15 protein-coding genes and 4 pseudogenes are annotated in these 16,773 nt (G+C 70.0%); 7 read left to right on the forward strand and 12 right to left on the reverse strand.

All coding sequences use genetic code 11. The annotated features are described in order from the left end of the window. Positions 1-122: 122 nt before the first annotated feature. Positions 123-319 (reverse strand): annotated as a pseudogene (locus AB0O82_RS37420) (IS5/IS1182 family transposase); the annotation flags it as partial. A gap of 47 nt (positions 320-366) precedes the next feature. Here AB0O82_RS37420 and AB0O82_RS37425 point away from each other — a divergent pair. Next, the gene (locus AB0O82_RS37425) at positions 367-615 is read left to right on the forward strand and encodes a hypothetical protein (RefSeq protein ID WP_363589329.1); all 249 of its coding nucleotides are present in this window, start codon (positions 367-369) and stop codon (positions 613-615) included. Positions 616-1,792: 1,177 nt separating this feature from the next. Here the strand turns inward: AB0O82_RS37425 and AB0O82_RS37430 are convergent. Together AB0O82_RS37430 and AB0O82_RS37435 are read right to left on the reverse strand one after the other, a co-directional pair. Continuing rightward, positions 1,793-2,032 (reverse strand): hypothetical protein, encoded by a 240-nt coding sequence (locus AB0O82_RS37430; protein WP_363589357.1) that lies wholly within the window; start codon positions 2,030-2,032, stop codon positions 1,793-1,795. 59 nt (positions 2,033-2,091) lie between these two features. Next, positions 2,092-2,520: a DUF1524 domain-containing protein gene (locus AB0O82_RS37435; RefSeq protein WP_363589331.1), complete on the reverse strand. Its 429-nt coding sequence runs from the start codon at positions 2,518-2,520 to the stop codon at positions 2,092-2,094. A 115-nt stretch (positions 2,521-2,635) separates the two neighbouring features. Here AB0O82_RS37435 and AB0O82_RS37440 point away from each other — a divergent pair, with 115 nt between their 5' ends. The 3 genes from AB0O82_RS37440 to AB0O82_RS37450 are packed head-to-tail and all read left to right on the forward strand — an operon-like array spanning position 2,636 to position 6,551. Further along, positions 2,636-3,757, forward strand: coding sequence for a tyrosine-type recombinase/integrase (locus AB0O82_RS37440; RefSeq protein WP_363589333.1), 1,122 nt, complete (start codon positions 2,636-2,638; stop codon positions 3,755-3,757). Next, positions 3,754-5,958 (forward strand): tyrosine-type recombinase/integrase, encoded by a 2,205-nt coding sequence (locus AB0O82_RS37445; RefSeq protein ID WP_363589335.1) that lies wholly within the window; start codon positions 3,754-3,756, stop codon positions 5,956-5,958. Before AB0O82_RS37440 ends, AB0O82_RS37445 begins: the two co-directional genes overlap by 4 nt. Next, entirely contained in the window at positions 5,958-6,551 is a 594-nt protein-coding gene (locus AB0O82_RS37450) for a DUF6262 family protein (RefSeq protein WP_363589337.1), read from the forward strand. The genes AB0O82_RS37445 and AB0O82_RS37450 overlap by 1 nt, the downstream gene beginning before the upstream one ends. Positions 6,552-6,628: 77 nt before the next feature. Here the strand turns inward: AB0O82_RS37450 and AB0O82_RS37455 are convergent, their stop codons facing one another. The 6 genes and pseudogenes from AB0O82_RS37455 to AB0O82_RS37480 form a co-directional block, all read right to left on the reverse strand. Further along, positions 6,629-7,024, reverse strand: coding sequence for a hypothetical protein (locus AB0O82_RS37455; protein ID WP_363589339.1), 396 nt, complete (start codon positions 7,022-7,024; stop codon positions 6,629-6,631). A gap of 65 nt (positions 7,025-7,089) precedes the next feature. Further along, positions 7,090-7,419, reverse strand: coding sequence for a hypothetical protein (locus AB0O82_RS37460; protein WP_363589341.1), 330 nt, complete (start codon positions 7,417-7,419; stop codon positions 7,090-7,092). Positions 7,420-7,433: 14 nt separating this feature from the next. Then, a pseudogene (locus tag AB0O82_RS37465) lies at positions 7,434-7,772 on the reverse strand (hypothetical protein); the annotation flags it as partial. A gap of 93 nt (positions 7,773-7,865) precedes the next feature. Next, positions 7,866-8,234, reverse strand: a pseudogene (locus AB0O82_RS37470) (DUF4279 domain-containing protein); the annotation flags it as partial. 264 nt (positions 8,235-8,498) lie between these two features. After that, complete coding sequence (locus tag AB0O82_RS37475; protein ID WP_363589343.1) at positions 8,499-8,684, reverse strand: hypothetical protein; 186 nt, start codon at positions 8,682-8,684, stop codon at positions 8,499-8,501. A gap of 188 nt (positions 8,685-8,872) precedes the next feature. Next, entirely contained in the window at positions 8,873-10,336 is a 1,464-nt protein-coding gene (locus tag AB0O82_RS37480; RefSeq protein ID WP_363589345.1) for a DUF2971 domain-containing protein, read from the reverse strand. A gap of 260 nt (positions 10,337-10,596) precedes the next feature. Between AB0O82_RS37480 and AB0O82_RS37485 the strand changes: the two genes are divergently transcribed. From AB0O82_RS37485 to AB0O82_RS37495, 3 genes are read left to right on the forward strand one after another with little or no spacing between them, the layout of a single operon-like run. Continuing rightward, entirely contained in the window at positions 10,597-12,087 is a 1,491-nt protein-coding gene (locus AB0O82_RS37485; RefSeq protein WP_363589347.1) for an FAD-dependent monooxygenase, read from the forward strand. Between the two features lie 26 nt (positions 12,088-12,113). Further along, positions 12,114-13,385: an amidohydrolase family protein gene (locus AB0O82_RS37490; RefSeq protein WP_363589349.1), complete on the forward strand. Its 1,272-nt coding sequence runs from the start codon at positions 12,114-12,116 to the stop codon at positions 13,383-13,385. Positions 13,386-13,387: 2 nt separating this feature from the next. Then, positions 13,388-13,873 carry a VOC family protein gene (locus tag AB0O82_RS37495; protein WP_363589351.1) on the forward strand — a complete coding sequence of 162 codons (486 nt, stop codon included), beginning with the start codon at positions 13,388-13,390 and terminating at the stop codon, positions 13,871-13,873. Between the two features lie 399 nt (positions 13,874-14,272). On the opposite strand, the gene AB0O82_RS37500 is transcribed toward AB0O82_RS37495, so the two are convergent. From AB0O82_RS37500 to AB0O82_RS37510, 3 genes and pseudogenes are all read right to left on the reverse strand, one after another. Continuing rightward, on the reverse strand, positions 14,273-14,899 hold the full coding sequence (locus AB0O82_RS37500) for a TetR/AcrR family transcriptional regulator (protein ID WP_363589353.1): 627 nt from the start codon (positions 14,897-14,899) through the stop codon (positions 14,273-14,275). 10 nt (positions 14,900-14,909) lie between these two features. Then, positions 14,910-16,137 (reverse strand): annotated as a pseudogene (locus tag AB0O82_RS37505) (hypothetical protein). A gap of 59 nt (positions 16,138-16,196) precedes the next feature. Continuing rightward, positions 16,197-16,442, reverse strand: coding sequence for a hypothetical protein (locus tag AB0O82_RS37510; RefSeq protein WP_363589355.1), 246 nt, complete (start codon positions 16,440-16,442; stop codon positions 16,197-16,199). Between the last annotated feature and the right edge of the window lie 331 nt (positions 16,443-16,773).

Below are 16,773 nucleotides of genomic sequence, written 5' to 3' on the forward strand. Positions count from 1 at the left end.
CCACCAGCCTCGACCGGAACTCCTTCCCCCCGGCCCCCTACGTCCATGCCTACAACGCAGACGGCAAGGAGATCTACAACCAGAAGACGCAGCCCACAGCCAAGAACACCCGTCAGTAGGCGTCACCGCAGGCACTTGGTGGTGGAGCGGCCATCCCCGCAGTCGCGCGGCGGATGAGCATGCGCAGTGTGACAATCGCAGCGGACAGGCAGAGGTGGAAGTCCACGACGCGACTGAGTTCCTCAGTGCAGCGCCGCAGCTTGCCGAAGCTGTTCATCCACGCGCGGCTCCGCTCCACCACCCACCGCTTGTCGGCCCGGCCGCTGCCAGGAACGGCTGCGAGGCCAGCCCCACCGCGCGCCGGTCGTGGTCGCGCTCGCCGCCGAAGACGTCCTCGGCGGCGAGCGCACCTACCTGTTCTCCCTCGGCTCCCAGGCCGGCAACAGCCACCTGCACTGGCACATCGCCCGCCCGCCCCACGGCGTGCCCTACGAGCGGCAGCAGTTCGAGGCCCTCGCCTTTGGCAACGGCGTCCTCGAGTACCCCCCCGCCAAGCGCGCCGACCTCGCCGACCGGCTGCGCGGGGCCATCGCTGAACGGACGCGGGCCAGATGACGCTGCACCGGGCATGGTGGTCCGACTAGTTTCAGGCCCGGCGGGTCGCCAGCTCCTGAGTAGGACTCCGTGCTTTCTGGCGGCATGGACATCATCAGGTACCGCGGTGCGCTCGCCGATCTCATGGAGGAGCGGGTTCGGAGCCATCCTGCCCCCGTCGCACCAGGCCTCCGTCGGAGTGGCGCTGCTGGCGGTAGAACTCGTCCCGGCCGACAAGCTGTCCACGTTCCTGCGCATCGCGGCGAAGGCCGCCGAAGAAGCTGCAGAGGGCCACCTCCCCGAGATCTGGTCCTACGGCACGCACCTGGGCCGGGTCTACGGAGCCGACCACGACGTTCCCGACCCCGGCCCCCGGCCGGGGCACGAGTACCGAGATCTCCACGGAGATTGGGTCCTACGGTGCCGGCGGCCGGTCCCACTACGAACCCCGGCCCGTGGACCCGTCCCGCTGGGACTGGGCCGGCGACACTCCCTGATCGAGCGCCGCGTTGCCTGCACACGCATTCTGGAGGGACCGGTCCGCGCCCGACCCCCGAGCGGGCAGCGGACCGGTCCCCAGGTGCCAGTGCCAGGTCACCTCGACATGCTGTGCGAGGAACAGCAGCGTGGCGACGGCCAGCCTGGAGCCGGCGTTGGCCAGCATCGCACCGAGCATCCGGTTCGGATCACGCCAGGCCGGCCGCTCCTGCCCCGCCGCCTGAGGCCTGTTCGTGCTGCCGGTGCGCGGCGCCGTGTTCCGGCGCCGAGAAGAGCGTGTGGTCATGATGGGTTCCCTCCGAGTCGTGGCTGGCACGGACTCAGCGGCGTACGCGACGTTCTGGTGTACGCGGCGCCCCGGGCAGGGCCGGGCGGGTCCGTGGCACCGGACGTAGGAAGTCAGGAACGCCAGTCAAGTAGCTCCAGGGACCGAAAACCACGATGGCAACCAGAGGCCGACAGAAGCTAAAACTGGCGGACTCTACACGTCCCTGTCGGCTGGTCAATCCCCGTCGACCTGTGACTTCGGCCGGGAACATGACGGTGGCCTCCATCCCCTGAGCAGGGTGTGGATGCCACCGGGTTCGTGGTGTGGCGGTCAAGGCGACGGCGGGCCGGGGCTGCTGCGTGCGGTCGCGGGCACGCGCGGGTGGGCGTCGCCGTCCCGGGGTGAGCGGCTCTCCCGGGACGGCGTCATGGCCTATTGCCCGGTGCCGGCCGCGGGCGGTGCGACGGTTTCGCCGCCGGTGCGGACGGCGTCCAGGACGCGCTGGTGGTAGTGGGCCAGGGACTCACCCGCGGGCAGGGGGGTGGGGGTGCCGGTGAGGGTGTACCACTCGTCGGCGCCGCGGTACTGGACCGCGACCCATGCCTGCCCGGTCGGGAAGGCGGTGGTGACGACGGTCAGCTCGCCGGTGATGCAGCCGACCTCTTCGGTCATCACTCCGCCGGGTCCGGCGGTCACGTGCGCCTGGTGGCGTTCGGCGTTTGGTGGGACGGTCACTGGTCGCAGGTGTCGAGCATGTCGGACAGGGCCTGCTTCTCGGGGGCGGTGATGTTGAGCTGGTAGTGGCTCTTCACCTCGATCCACGCCCTGCTGTACGTGCACCAGTACGACCGCAGCGGCGGCTTCCACAGGCCCGGGCCCTTGTCGCCCTTGGAGCGGTTGCTGGCCGCGGACACCGAGACCAGCTGAGGCTCCACCAGGTCGTTCGCAAGCGCCTTCCTCGTGCTCGTGTCCCAGAGATCGGCACCACTGCGCCAGGCGTTCGCGAGCGGCACGACGTGGTCGACGTCAAGATCCTTTGAGTTGGTGAAGGCCTTGCCGTCGTACGGGCTCATCCAGGTGCCGTCAACGGTCTGGCACTTCTCGTTCTGGACGACGTCCCGGCCGTCCCTCGCCAGGACAACCTCGCGGGTTATCTGCATGCGTTCCGTGACTCCGTGCCACGTGGGCCACAGGGGCAGGCCGCCCTGTGCCTCGCTGATATCGACCATACGGTGAGGGACGAGATCCACAGATGATGCAGGAGAGCACCACCGCATGTTCAGAGCAGAGAAGGCGATATCCCCGGCCACCGGGGCGGTCACCTGGCTCCTCGTTGACGAGGAGACGTACATCCCTCACCCGGAGAGCCTTGAGTACTCCATCCACCTGCGCGCCAAGAACCGCTCGCCGCAGACTCAGCGGAACTATCTGCCCCGCGTCGGGCGGTTCCTGAACTGGTGTTCCGGACGCGGCACCGACTGGAAGACCGTGTCGCTCGGCGAGATGGCGCGCTACAAGTTCCACATCGAGCAGACGCCGGACCCGCGTACCCTCCGTCTGCCGACCGGTACGACCATCAATGCCGTGGTGGGCACCGCCTGCGGGTTCCTGCGCTGGTGTGCGGCGACCGGCATCGTGGCCCCCGAGGTCGCGTCCGCACTCAGCGAGCCCCGGTTCCTCCAGTACACGCCGAAGGGCTTCAATGAAGGCGAAGACGGACAGTTCCGACGCGTCAACGCCCGTGTCCTGAAAGCAGCCGAGATCGAGCTGCCACCCGCCGTCCTACTCACCGGGCAGGTCGACCGGATCCTCTCGGCTGCCGGCACCGCGCGCGACCGCTTCCTGCTCGCGCTGCTCCTCGGTACCGGCCTGCGCATCGGCGAGGCGCTTGGCCTGCGGCGCGAGGACATGCACTTCCTGCCCGACTCCCAGCACCTGGGCTGCCAGATCGCCGGGGCGCACGTGCACGTCAGGCCCCGCCAGAACAACAGCAACGGTGCACGCGCCAAATCGGGGAGGCACCGGCACGTTCCCGTCGAGAGGCGGGTGGTGAACGCCTACCGGGACCACCTCGTTGAGCGCGACGGTGTCCAGCAGGCCGCGGGATCCGACTTCGTGTTCGTGAATCTGGCCTCGCGCCATGCCGGTTTGCCCATGTCGTATTCGAATGCCAAGCAGATCATCGAGCGGATCGGCAACCGTTGCGGGTTCCGGGCCCGGCCGCACATGATGCGGCACACAGCGGCGACCGCCTGGATCCGTGCGGGAATCGACCCTGACGTGGTGCAGACTCTGCTCGGTCACGTCTCCGCGGCCAGCACGGCTGTCTACCTCCGTGCCAGCGACGACGATCTGCGTGCAGCAGTCGATCTGGTGGCAGCCGGAGGAATCCGATGACCGTCGCGCACGACTACGCCGAACTGCCCGCGAGCCAGGTCGCACGGACCGACTGGGCGGCCTGGCTCGCCGACCGGCTCGACCTCCAGTGGCGGACGGGTGAGTGGGATCCCGGCAGCCTGCTGTTCACCACGGATCTGGACAGCCCGCGGACCCGGGCCTTCGCCTGCCGCGTGACGGCCTGCGGCGTGCTGGTCGAGTCGCCAGCATCCCGCTGCGAAGCATGTCGGGCTGTCAGCGCACGGCGCGGTCACCCGGCCGACTTCGATACGACTCACACGCCCTCCCTGCCCGCGGTGCGGCAGCCCAATGTGGGGGATGGCCTGCAACCGGGCCGGTCACAGTTCGCTCTCGGGGACCTCTCCACAGCAGTGCGGGCGGAGATCCTCTACTGCCTTCAGCGTCGTGACGAGGAGGACCGCCCGGTCGTGCCCGCGTTGATGCGCCGCATCGTCCGCAACCTCCCGCCAGGGCTGTCCTCGCTGATGGACCTCGGCATGCCGTTGTCCATCACGCACCTCCCCAAGACCACATACAGCCTGGTCAACGACATGCAGGTCAGACTCCGCCGGGCCCGCGTTCAGTACGACGGCGTCGATCCGACGCTCGGAGACGTCTGGGACTGCGCGCTGGTAGGGCTGCTGTCCGCACCGAACCGCCGCTATCCCGCGGCCAGCGGGCACCTGGACTTCCGGCCGATCCGGCAACGGTGGCTGCGCGAGATCGTTAAGGAGTACGGGCGAGCCGTGCGGCCCACCGTGTCGGAGTTGAGGCGCACGGCTAACGTCACGGCGCTCGCCTCGAACGCGCTGGCGTCCAGGCCCGCCGCCGAGAGGCCGCAGGCGCTCGCCCTGGCCGACATGACCGTTGTTGTCGAGGCCATCGAGATCGCCCGCAATCCAAAGAACGGCAGCGCCTACTCCCAGGCCCAGCGCAGGGCGATGCTGGGCTGGTGGCGCCGACTCCTTCAGTACGCGCGCCTGGCCGGCCTGATGGACGACATCCCGGGGGTCTTCGCGCTCAGCCCCGAGCTGCACGGCATCGAGGCCGTCGACATGACCGAGGACGAGAGTGGCCGCGCGATCCCCGAACACGTCATCGCGCGGCTCGACCAGTACCTGCCCCTGATGGGCGCGGAATCCACCTACAAGCACGCCGGCTGGCAAGCCGGCGACTTCGCGGCCATGTATCAGGAGGTCTACCGCATCATCCGCGACACCGGACGCCGTCCTGAGGAAGCCACCTCGCTCAAGCGCGACTGTCTGCAGTGGATCGACGGCAAGCCGTCCCTGATCTACGACAACCGCAAACGCAGACGTTACGGCCGGCGCCTTCCGATCAGCCCGGAGACCGCACGGCACATCCAGCAGTGGCAGAAGCACCGCGACAGTCTCCCGGAGATGCCGGGCTGCGAGGAGTGGCTCTTCCCGGCACCCGGAGCCACACGCAGATCCCGCGTCAGGTACCTGACCGCTCACTACTTCTCCGCCAGGGTCTTCCGCGACTGGGTTGACGGCATCCCCGAACTCCTCGACAACCGCCTCGACGACAACGGCGACCAGGTCCCCTACCGCCGCTCGGAGACCATCGCCTACGGCCTGCGACATGCCTACGCACAGCGGCACGCCGATGCCGGAACCGCCATCGACGTGCTGTGCAAGCTCATGGACCACCGCTCACTCGACGTCACCATGGGCTACTACACCGTCTCCCAGGAGCGGCGTCGCAAGGCCGTCGAAACGGTGGCGGTACTCGCCGCCGACCGTCACGGGAACCCGAGAGGCTCCAACGACCCGCTCGCCTACGAGCTGCGATCCGTGGCGGTGCCGAACGGAGGATGCACCAAGCCCAGCAACGTCAAGGCCGGCGGCGGGCACTGCCGCATCCGCTTTCAGTGCGCCGGCTGCGACTTCTACGAGCCCGACCCCTCCTACCGTCCGGCACTGGAGCAGACCATCGCCGATCTGCGAGCAGATCGGGAGGCAGCGACGGCCATGGGCGCCGCGGACTGGGTGCTGGCGAACTTCGAGCACCAACTGGAGGCATACGCAAAGGTCTTGGCCGAGATGGACGAGCGCTTGGCTGGTCTGTCACCGCAGGAACGGGATGCGGTGGAGGCGGCGTCGAAGGAGCTGCGGAAGGTCCGCGCCTCTCAGGCGTTCTTCCCCGGTGACACTCTGGACATCAGGAGGGCCCCGTGATGGATCCGACGACCGTTGCCCGCGAGGCCCGCGTAGAGCGGCTGCGGCAGGCACGGACCGCCGACAGCAAGGCCAAGACCAAGCGGAGCCTCGACGCCGTCGCCGGCCTCGTCGCCGCAGGCGAGCGGATTACGGTCGCGCGCGTGGCCCGCAAGGCCGCCGTCTCCACCTGGTTCGTCTACAACAGTCCGGACGTCCACCAGGCGGTGCAAGCTGCCGTCCAGGAACAGGCCCGGCACGGCATTCCGGCCGCAGCCATTCTCCCGAAGCAACGGGTCAGCGAAGCCAGCCTGCAGACCGACCTCGCACTCGCCCGCGAAGAGATCAAGGGCCTGAAGACGGAACGGGACCGACTCCAGGATCGGGTCAGGCTCGCCCTCGGCGCTGAGATCGACGACGTCCAGCGAACCGAACTTCTCCGCCGCATTCGGGACCTGGAGAGCCACAACGCGCTCCTGATCTCCGAACTTGCCGAGCAGACCGCGCGAGCTGGAAGGCTCGAACGTCGCACAGTCGAGCTGGAAGACGAGGTCACCGCGGTCCGTAGAGCCCTCACACGATCCATTCGAGCGGTTCCAAGCTCGGCTCGATAGCCGCCGGAGCCCACAACCTCGCCGGTGCTTCTGGCCAGATAGCTGGCCAGAAGCACCACCCGGCTACGAGTCCGCGGTCATGCTTCCGGCGGACGCACCCAAGGGGCAAGGCGTTCCCCAGCCTCCAGATTCTCGCGCCAGTACCGGAAGACGGTTCCCTGGACGATGTCGAGCTGCCGGGCCGCGATCAAGCCGGAGGCGGGTTCAGGTCCTCCCGCATCGGCCTCGAAGGCGACCAACACCTCAGGTGTTTCACCAACCTGCCGAGACACGATCCGGGCCTCCGCGGGTGTCGGCTCGCGGAACGTCGGATCGTGGAATGAAGCGGGACATATGACGAAGACCGGGTCGCTGAAGACCAGCTCCAGGCCGTGGTGGTACGACAGGTCGTGGCCGGCGCCCAGTCGCAGCCGACCGGCGTTCCCGCTGACAGCGTCCCAGTCCCACCAGGACCCATCTGGAAGGTGGATCACAAAGCTGCCCCCCAAATCGAACGAGCGGGCAGGCTACACGGGCGCCCACCCCGAATTGCCGGACACTACCCGGCCTTGGCATTTCCGAGCTCGACTGCCAGCGCGGCCATCTCCCGCAAGCGCTCGTAGTACTCGATCGCGCCGCCCTCATCACCGATCGACGGAACGACCTTTTCAAGGGCCCCAAGGCACCCGAGGAGGATGCTGCGGCGCTTCTCATCAAGGGGCCCCGACAGTGACGAGGAGACACAGCCAGCGGTGTCCGCGTCCAGCAGCACCATGTCTTGGCCCTCGATGTCCTGACCACGAAGATGGGCCGGGAACCTCGCGCGAATGTGCTCCTCCCACAGTCGTGAGAGGAGGTCCAGTTCCGGTTCGTTCATGTTCGAGATCATGCATCAGATGCCAATCAGTCCAGTCGTTTGAAGGTGTGCTGGAGTTCTCCAGCCTCCAGCAGCCCGACGATCACATCCACCATTCCCGCGATGCCTGGGGAACGGACGATCAGGCCGTCAGAGCATGAGAAGTACCTGCCACCCAGGGCCTCTCCGGTGCCGTCCCACCGATTCATCAGCCGGCCGACTTCGTCGACGGTCAGGATCGTCGCGCCCCACCGTGATCCGTCAGGGAGGAGGACTTCGGCATCGGTGTTGCAGACGTCGTCGAGATCCTCGTGCGGATCCGGGAGGAAGCGGATCTCGAAGTCGTTGTTGCGGACTCGATAGAAGGGGCCGTGCCATCCTGCCTCGGCGTCGGGCCGGTCAGGATCATCGGCCGCGTCATCGGGACCGGCATAGTCGTCGGGTGCCTGTGGGTACAGGTCCAGCGCGATGTCGAGGCCGAGGTCTCCGGCCTCTCGAAGGAGCGCGGAGGGGAGAGCGCATCCGCCCTGGCCGCTCTCACTGCCGAAGCCGAGGAACAACTCCAGCTTGCAGTCGGCGGCCAGGCTCGCCAATTCGTCGTGCTTGCCGACCAGACGACGGAGGAGTTCGGCGACGTGCTCCTCTGGCCATCGGTCGTTGTCCAGGCCACTCTTGAGAATCCAGACGGCGGCCCCACGCCGACGGCTGAGTGGGTTCCGTGGACTTGAGAGGCTTCCCCGCTCGTACTCGTGATCAGGGGTAATGCCCAGCCGCACCGAGATCTCACTCGCGCGGACAGTCCAGCTCGTGATCCGCAGGGATCCAGCCGACCACTTCGTGCCCGGCATCGGCGACAGCTCTATCGATTCGTCAGACACGGCGACACCATGACAGGTCACCGCGCACCTGGCCAGCAGGTTTCTCCGGAGCTGCTGTGCCTCACGTGCCTCAGACAGCGATCTTCAGCTACATTGCTGTACTGTCACTGGCTTTCCGTGAGTCTCCGGAACCAGCAGTGCAGATAACGCGGGTGTCGCACTCCCCGTACTGCTTGGCCCAGTGAGGGAACTTGGTACGGCTGTAGCCCTCCATGGAGTGAGGCTCGGCCACGGTCAGGTCGGCCAGTTCATCGCGCGCGACATCGACGGGCGGGGCTCGGGCAGCGTGCGGTGGGTGGCTGTCGCCGCGGCGGCGGGGGCGGTGGTGCCGGCGAAGGCGGGACCTGCGGCCGGCAGAGCGGTCAGGACGAGCGTGGCGAGGACGGTGGTGGCGCGGCGCCACGCGGCAGTGGTGATCATGGTCAAGCTGTACCGGCCCCGGGTGTCGGGTGACGACTGTTCACCTGACCAGCGGCGCGCCAACTGTCCAAGGTTGACGCCGAGAGGGCCAGTACCTCAGCTGTTCGGGTACTGGCGGACTCGCCGGGGCTCTCGCGCCAGTACCCGGGCTTCCGCGGATAGCGGGGTACCGCCGTCCGGGGCGGCTGTCAGCCCTGGTTCGCGGTTTCGACGGGCAGGCCCCGCGCGGCATCGAAGGCCGTGTGGGTGGCGAGGGCGGCGTTGTGCAGTTCGGTGAGGATCGAGGCCAGGGCGGCCTTGGCCTGCGTCGCTTCGGCCTCTTGCTGATACCGCCACCTCTCTTCGGAGGGACCGCCCGGCCGGGAGAGGGCGATCTGCGCGTGGAGGCGGAGCCGCCTCTGGTCGAGGACCTGGAAGGCGACCGACACTGCGAGTTCGCGGGCCTCGTCGGGCGTCTCCTGGGTGCCGAGTACGTGGTGAACGCTGATCCGCTGGCCTCGTTCGAGGTAGACCCGTTCTCCAGGGACCCCAGAACGTCGGCGCCGCTGCCCGTCGGGCACGGCCGTGGCGGTGTCGACGCTGGTCACCTCGGTCCGCGGCCAGGCGTCGAGGTCGGCGGCGATGCGTGTCGCCCCGGCACTGATCTCGCTGATCAGATGGGAGAAGTCTTCGATCGCCTCGTAGCGCAGGCGCATCGCCTCCTCCTCGGCCGTGTCGAGGGCGGCGATCCGGTCGAGCAGGGTGGCGGGGTCCTTGGCCATGGACGACGGCGCCTCCGGCGGCGGGGGCGGAAGTTCGGGCACGAGGGACAGCGTTCGGCTGTGGTGCAGCAGCCGCACGACCTCCACGTCCGGGTAGCGCTGCAGGGCTTCCCGCAGTGCCGCCACACGGCCGGCGGGGAACCGGTGGCCGAGGACCACCTCGGTCAGCGCGCCGCGGATGTCGATGCTGTTGTGTTGGAGGGACTGGTCCACCAGGATCAGGCGGTATTCGTTCTCGTTCGACCAGTCGTAGTGCTTGCGGAAGAAGAGCTGCTCCGCCGTGTCCCGGGCGTAGACGCGGGCGAGGGCGTCCACCCCGAAGGCCTTGGCCTGCCCGAGGTCGAACCCCCGGGCGTCGACCGCTTTGTCCATGAGGTTGTAGGACACCGGCCCGTGGAACCGTAGGTCGTCGTCGATTCCCGCGCGGTCGAAGGCGGCGATGAGCCTGTCGCGGTCGAACCGCAGGCAGATACCGCTGTGACGGCCCGCGTAGTGGGCCCACAGCGACAGATGCGCCCACCCGCGCAGCGCGTTCGGGTCGAGGGTGTAGGGAGGGAAGACGAAGTCCCGGGTGAGGCAGGCGACCTTGGTGTGCAGCCGGATGCTGCGGTCGATCTCCTCCCAGACCCAGCCGGCGGCATCGACGTCGGCCTGGTCGTCCTCGTGGACGCTGAGAACGGGAGGGAACGGGTCTGCCTCCCACAGGTCGTTCATCGACTCGAACGGGCCCAGGCGCAGCGTCCCCGTGGTGAGGATCCCGGTGATCGCCGCGTCGGCGCTCGTGTAGTGGTACAGATCGCCGGTCTCCGTCGGCTTCGTCCTCCGGGCGCCGTGCTCGCCGAACGCCTCGAAGGAGTCCTGGAGCGTCCCCACCTGCCGTGACCTGGACATCCGACCTTCTTCTGTCGCTCAACCGGCGGGTCCCCCCTCGGGACAGGCCTTCCGGTGTCCTCACCCTATGCCATTATCGTCGAAATGACGATAATGGCATAGGGTGAGCTGGCGATCCCATCCCAAAGCGAAACGACCGTTTGCGCTATGAGGGATGGGTTGCTACCGTCGAGATGAACGGAAACGTTCGTTTTCGCTGGTTGTGTGCTGCTGCCGGGAGCCCTCCGGCGGCCGCCCTCCTGTACGGCGAGGAGCGTGTCATGACCGCCTTACCGCCTGTCGAGCCTCTTCCCTGCCAGACCGCTGTGCTGATCGTCGGGGCCGGTCCCGCCGGCCTGGCGCTGGCGGTGAGCCTGCGTCAGCTGGGTGTGGCCCATGTCCTGATCGACCGGGGTGCCGGGATCGGGACCGGCAGCAGAGCGGCGGCCGTCCAGCCCCGCACCCTGGAGTACCTGGACCGGATCGGCGTCGGCGCCCCGCTCGTCCGGGCCGGGACGAAGGCGCGCGGGTTCTGCCTCCACGACCGTGACCGGACGCTCCTGCGGGCCTGCTTCGACCAGCTGGACACCCCCCACCCGTACATGCTGCTGGCCTCCCAGCAGACCACCGAAGAGCAATTGCTCGCGCGGCTGGAGGAGTTGGGTGGCGCCGTCCACCGCAGCCACCGCCTGCTCGGCATCACCCCCGACCATCCCGGCGTGATGGCGACGGTCGCCGGCCCGGACGGGGTGGTGCGCGCCGTGTCCGCCCGCTACCTGGTCGGCTGCGACGGCCTGCACAGTACGGTGCGCACGGCGGCGGGCATCGCCTTCCCCGGCGACGCGCGGGAGCAGCTGTTCGCGCTCGCCGATGTCCGCCTCCAGGCCGGCACGCGGGCCGCGGCCTGCGAGGACCCCACGTTCTTCCTCTCCGGGGCGGGCATGCTGCTGCTCTCGCCGCTCGCCGGCGGCCTGCACCGGCTGGTCGCCCCCGCCGCGCCCGGATCGGCCGCGCCGTGCGCGGGGGACGTCGAGCGGCTGCTGTCCGAGCGCGGTCCCGCGCGGGAGGCGGCGCGGGTCGCCGAGGTGGTCGCCGCCTCGACGTACCGGGTGCAGGAGAGGGTCGCCGAGTCGTTTCGCGCCGGGCCCGTCCTGCTGGCCGGCGACGCCGCCCACACCCACAGCCCCGCCGGCGGGCAGGGCATGAACACCGGCATCCAGGACGCCGGGAACCTGGCCTGGAAGCTGCACGCCGTCCTGAGCGCGATGGCACCGGAGGAGCTGCTGGACAGCTACCACCGGGAGCGGCACCCCGTCGCCCGCGCACTCATCTCCTTCACCGCCCGCTTCGCCGAGGTCGCCGCCCTGACCGACCCGGCCGCCTGCCTGCGGCGCAACGCCCTGCTGTCCGCCGCCGCCGGCACCCCGGGGATCACCGACTGGATCGCCGCCAAGCTCGCCCAGCTCGACATCGGCTACACCGACCAGCCCGACCTCGGCACCCCGCGCCCCGGCACGCGGGTCAGCCCACGGCTCGTCCCCCCGGACGGCCTGCACTGGACCCTGGCCCTGCCCGGCGCACCCGCCGAACCGACCGCCGCCCCGGACACGTCCGCGCTGCACGGCCTCCTGACGGTCCGGCACATCCCCGCACTGGACACCACCCTGCTGGTCCGCCCGGACGGCTACCTCGCCGCCCACGGCCTGCCGGCCACGCCCGGCGAGGTCCTCGCCCACCTGGCCGACCACCTGCCCCTGGAGCCCGCGGCCTGAACCGCACGCTCGAAGGAGTCACGGACATGACCACTCCCGCCTCCCGCCCCACCCTCATCCGCCGGGCCGCCGTCTTCGACGGCACCCGCCTCCACCCGGCCCGCGACGTCCTGATCCAGGGCCCGTCCATCACCGCCGTCGGCAACGCCCTGCCCCTGCCCGAGGACGCGCACGTCATCGACGCAACCGGCCGCACCCTGCTCCCCGGCCTGATCGACGCCCACACCCACGCCACCGACACCGGACAGCTCCGCCAGTCCCTCCTGTTCGGCATCACCACCGAACTCGACATGGGCGGCGCACCCGCAACAGCCCGCCGACTGCGGGCCGCCGCAGGCGACCGGGACGACCTCGCCGACCTGCGCGTCGCCACCACCGGAGCCACCGCCCCCGGCGGACACCCCGGCCAGCTGGTCGCATCCGGCCTGCTCGAGCCCTTCCCCACCCTCGCCCGATGGCAGGACGCCGACGCCTTCGTCGAGGCCCGGGTCGCCGAAGGCGCCGACCACCTCAAAATCTTCATCGAGGACGGCACCGCCATCGGCCACCCGATGCCCCTGATGTCCCCGCAGACCGTCACCGCCCTGGTGCACGCCGCCCACGAACACGGCCTGCGCACCGTCGCCCACACCCTCACCCGCACCGCCACCCGCCAGGCCATCGCCTGCGGCATCGACGGCCTCGCCCACGCCCCCGCCGACGGCCCCTGCAGCGACGACCTGATCGAAGCAGCCGCCGCACACGGCGTCTTCGTCGTCCCCACCCTGACCGCACTCACCGGCATGACCCCCACCCCGGCCGAGTACGCACTCGCCGACGACCCCCGGCTGCGCCCCTACGCCGAGGCACGATGGCTCACCGAACTCAACCGCATCCGCACCACGAACCCCGCCGAGCGCGTCGGCCCGATCCGGATGGACCCGGCCCACGCCGCCGACGCAGCCCTACGCATGTTCCACCTCGGCGTCCCCCTGCTGGCCGGCACCGACGGCACCGGCGGGATGGGCCACCCCACCACCCACGGCATCAGCTACCACGGCGAACTCGCCCTGCTGGTGGCCGCCGGACTCACCCCCACCCAGGCACTGACCGCCGCCACCGCCGCCCCCGCCGACGCCTTCGCCCTCACCGACCGGGGCCGCATCGCACCCGGACTGCGCGCCGACCTGCTCCTCGTCGAAGGCGACCCCACCCGCGACATCACCGCCCTGCGCGCCATCACCCACCTGTGGCGCCGCGGCACCCCCGTCGACCGCCCCGCCCTCGTCACCACCGGCGCCGAAGAGATCCGGAGCTGACCATGAACCCCACCACCGCCCCGCCCCACGCGGGCATCCACCACCTCAAGCTACCCGTCACCGACCTGGAACGCAGCGCCCGCTGGTACACCGCGGTCCTCGGCGCCCACCGCATCGAGGCCCTCGACCACCGCCGCCCCGACGGCACCCTCTTCGCCGTCATCCTCGACGCCCCCGGCCTGGGCACCCGCCTCGAACTGCGCCTCGACCCGGCCACCTGCGCCGCCCTGAACGGCTACGACTTCCTCACCCTCGCCGTCGACGACCGACCCGCCCTCGACCGCTGGACCGCCCACCTCGACGCACTCGACGTCCCCCACTCACCGCCGGTCATCGCCCTCGCGGGCTGGCTCCTCGTCGTCCCCGACCCCGACGGGCTACGCCTGCGCCTCTACACCAACACGCCCCACGGTCTGGGCCCCGAGCACGTCGAGTACGACTCGCCCTGGCTCGCACCCGTCCCACCGGGCACGGCGCCCGCCCCGTGAACCCCGGTCCCTGCCCCCGGCAGACCGACCGCCCGCGGCACCACACCCCGCTCTCCCCGCGCCGCGGGCGGAGAAAGGGATGTTCAGAACTACGGTCGGACGACTTCGGCACGGTCCGTTGGTGACCGGCAACTCCCGGAAGACGCCGGCGCGTTCATCCGGGCTGACGGAGCCAAGCGCGGCTGCCAGCCAGCCGCCGGCCGGGGCAAGCGCCTCCACTGCCCCGGCCGCACCTGCGGCCGGAGGGGCGGGCCGCCGAACCGCCGCGGCCGCGGCCGACGCCGACCACGGCGACCGTCCTCCCCGCCGCGCAGGACCACTGCGGCCGCCGGGGCCATCCCGACCCGGAGGCCCGAACTTCCCTTCAACGCCCGCGAGTCGACGGACCCGCCGCACTGGTCACAGCCCGTCTCCACCCTCTCCCGGGGGGAACGCCGAAGCGAGGGCCGACAGGCCCTCGACCATGCGGTCCACCGAGACCGGGTCCACCAGGTAGCGCCCGACCAGCAGCCCCGGCATCAGGGACATCAGCACCGACGCCACCGCCTCCGGGTCCGCCTGCGGCCCGAGCCGCCCCTCCTCGCGCCACCGCCGGGCCAGCTCGGCGAGACTGCCGCGCACGTCCAGGTAGAACGAACGGGTCCGCTCCGCCAGCTCCGGCCTGCGCAGCGCCTCCCCCCACGCCTGGATGGCTATGCGCCGCAGGTCGTCACCCTGCCCCGGGTCGCGGTCGCGCAGCTCGGCCACCATCGCGGCCACGACCTGGGCCGGCGACGGGGTGGGACGCTGCTCCAGCAGCCCGCTGAACAGGTTGCGGACCAGCGCCAGGGACTCGTCCGCGGCGGCCAAGATGAGGTCGTCCTTGCTGCGGAAGTACCGGTATACCGCGCTGGAGGACATGCCGGTCGCGGTGATCACGTCGTCCATCGACGTGGCGTGGAATCCGTCACGGGAGAAGCAGTGCCAGGCGCTGGTGAGGATGTGGCGCCGCCGCTCCTCCCGGGTTTCGTCACTCAGTCGGGGCATACTCCACACTCTAAACGAAAACGCCTGTTCCCGTTTCAGGTTCAGCGGGGCCGCGACCAGGTCCGCTGGAGCCGGGGAGAACCCATCGCCGGCTGAGGCCACGGTCCGTGGTGTGATCGTCCGGTCGTGCGGGTGGGCGGGCCGACCACTGGAGGAGGAAGCGCAGCGCCTCCTGGGAGGGCGAGTCCAAAGGAGCCGTGTAGGCGACGAGTTGCTGGTCGGGCTGCGTGTCGACGGAGAACTGCTGGACGTCCAGGGTCACGGTGCCGATGACCGGGTGGCGGTAGGTCTTGGTGAGCTGCCTGGGCCCGCGCACCTGGTGGCTTCCCCACCAGGTGTGGAAGTCCACGTCCCGGGCGGTGGGTTCGCCGACCAGGCGGCCAAGGCCCGGTCGTTGGGGTGCATCCGGCCTCCATCCGCAGGACCTCGACGCACTCGCGGGCAGCGCGTGCCCAGTCCGCGTACAGGGACCGGTAGGCGTCGTCGAGGAAGGCTGGCCGGATCAGGTTGCGTTTGCGCTCGGGCAGTGCGGCGAAGTCGGCCAGCAGGGCTGCCGCGCCCCGGTTCCAGGCCAGCACATCCATGCGGCGGTCGAGGATCATGGCGGGGATGTCGTACATGCCGTCGAGCAGTTGGTGCAGTTTCGGGTCGGCACTTCGCCCGGCGGGCTGCCGGGCGGACGTGGCCTGCGTGACGTCGGAGACATCGACGGAGCCAGCCACGTCGACCTCTACGACAAGGAGCAGCACGTCGGCCCCGCGGTCTCGAAGCTCACCGACTTTTTCGAGACTCACCTGGCCAAGACCGCGTAGACAGACGGCCCCGGCGGCCACCATCACCGACGTCACGGCCATCACCCGCCCCGCCCTGCTCGGCACTGCTCTGCCCGATAGCGTGGGAACCTGGCAGGTCAGCGCCGTCCGCCACCTGGGCTCCGCCCGAGCCCGGGACCCGCTGCACGCGGCAGCCCTCCTGCCCGAAGCCCCCTGCCCGCGACCCCGGTGATCGTTCCAGAACGCGTTCGGCCCACGACCGGAAAGGTGCGATCTCCGGCCGGGCGCGTTCTGCCTGTGCCGGATGGTCTGCCGCCTGACGGTTGGGGCGGGCGGCATCGTTGGGGCCGCCGTGAGCGGCTCGGCGGCCCCACCACCCCACGCGGCTACCGACGGGACGACCGGGCCACGCTTCGCTGCACCGCGCAGGTACCGCGTAGACGTGAGCGCGAGCCGGCGGGACATCGCGCGTCTGGTGTTCCAGACCCCGGAGTGAGCCTGTCACCAGCTGAGCGCGAATCCTGCTACTTCGCGCACAACCGGTTCAGGTCGTTGACGTCGATCTTGATGACGTCGGTGGCGGGACTGCTCCAAGGGTGGCTGTTGAGGAAGTTCTGCGCGGCGTTGCGCACTCCCTGCCAGGTGGTGGCGTTGGTCGGGGCTCCGGCCTGCCGGAGGTCGCCCTGGGTGTTGCGGACCGCCTGGCCGCAGGTGGTCGCCCTGGCAGGCGACGGGGCGGCCGCGACGGTGCCGAGCGCGACGGCGCTCAAGACAACGGGGACAAGTGCCTGTCGGATCTTCACGTGCTGGACCTCTCACTGCCGAAGGGGGACCTCTTCGGCCCCCGAAGTGCGCTGGCAGCAACGAGTCTGGGCCAGAGGCCAGCCGCCGGTGGCCAGGCACGACCGTGAGTGCCCGAACGAGGTACGCGGCCGCAGCTCCTGCCCTCACGCTCAGCTTAGCGGTGGTTTGTTAAACCCGTAAGTAGAGATCAAGGGCTCGGCCGGTGGCCAACGAGGTGATGAGGGCTTGGAGTTCGGGTGGCGGGGGCGTTTGCGACCAGGCGTGCCAGTAGCGTTGGAGGGTGTGCCAGGGGTCGAG

This window comes from Kitasatospora sp. NPDC088264 (assembly GCF_040685715.1).
In the GTDB taxonomy this organism is placed as follows: domain Bacteria; phylum Actinomycetota; class Actinomycetes; order Streptomycetales; family Streptomycetaceae; genus Kitasatospora.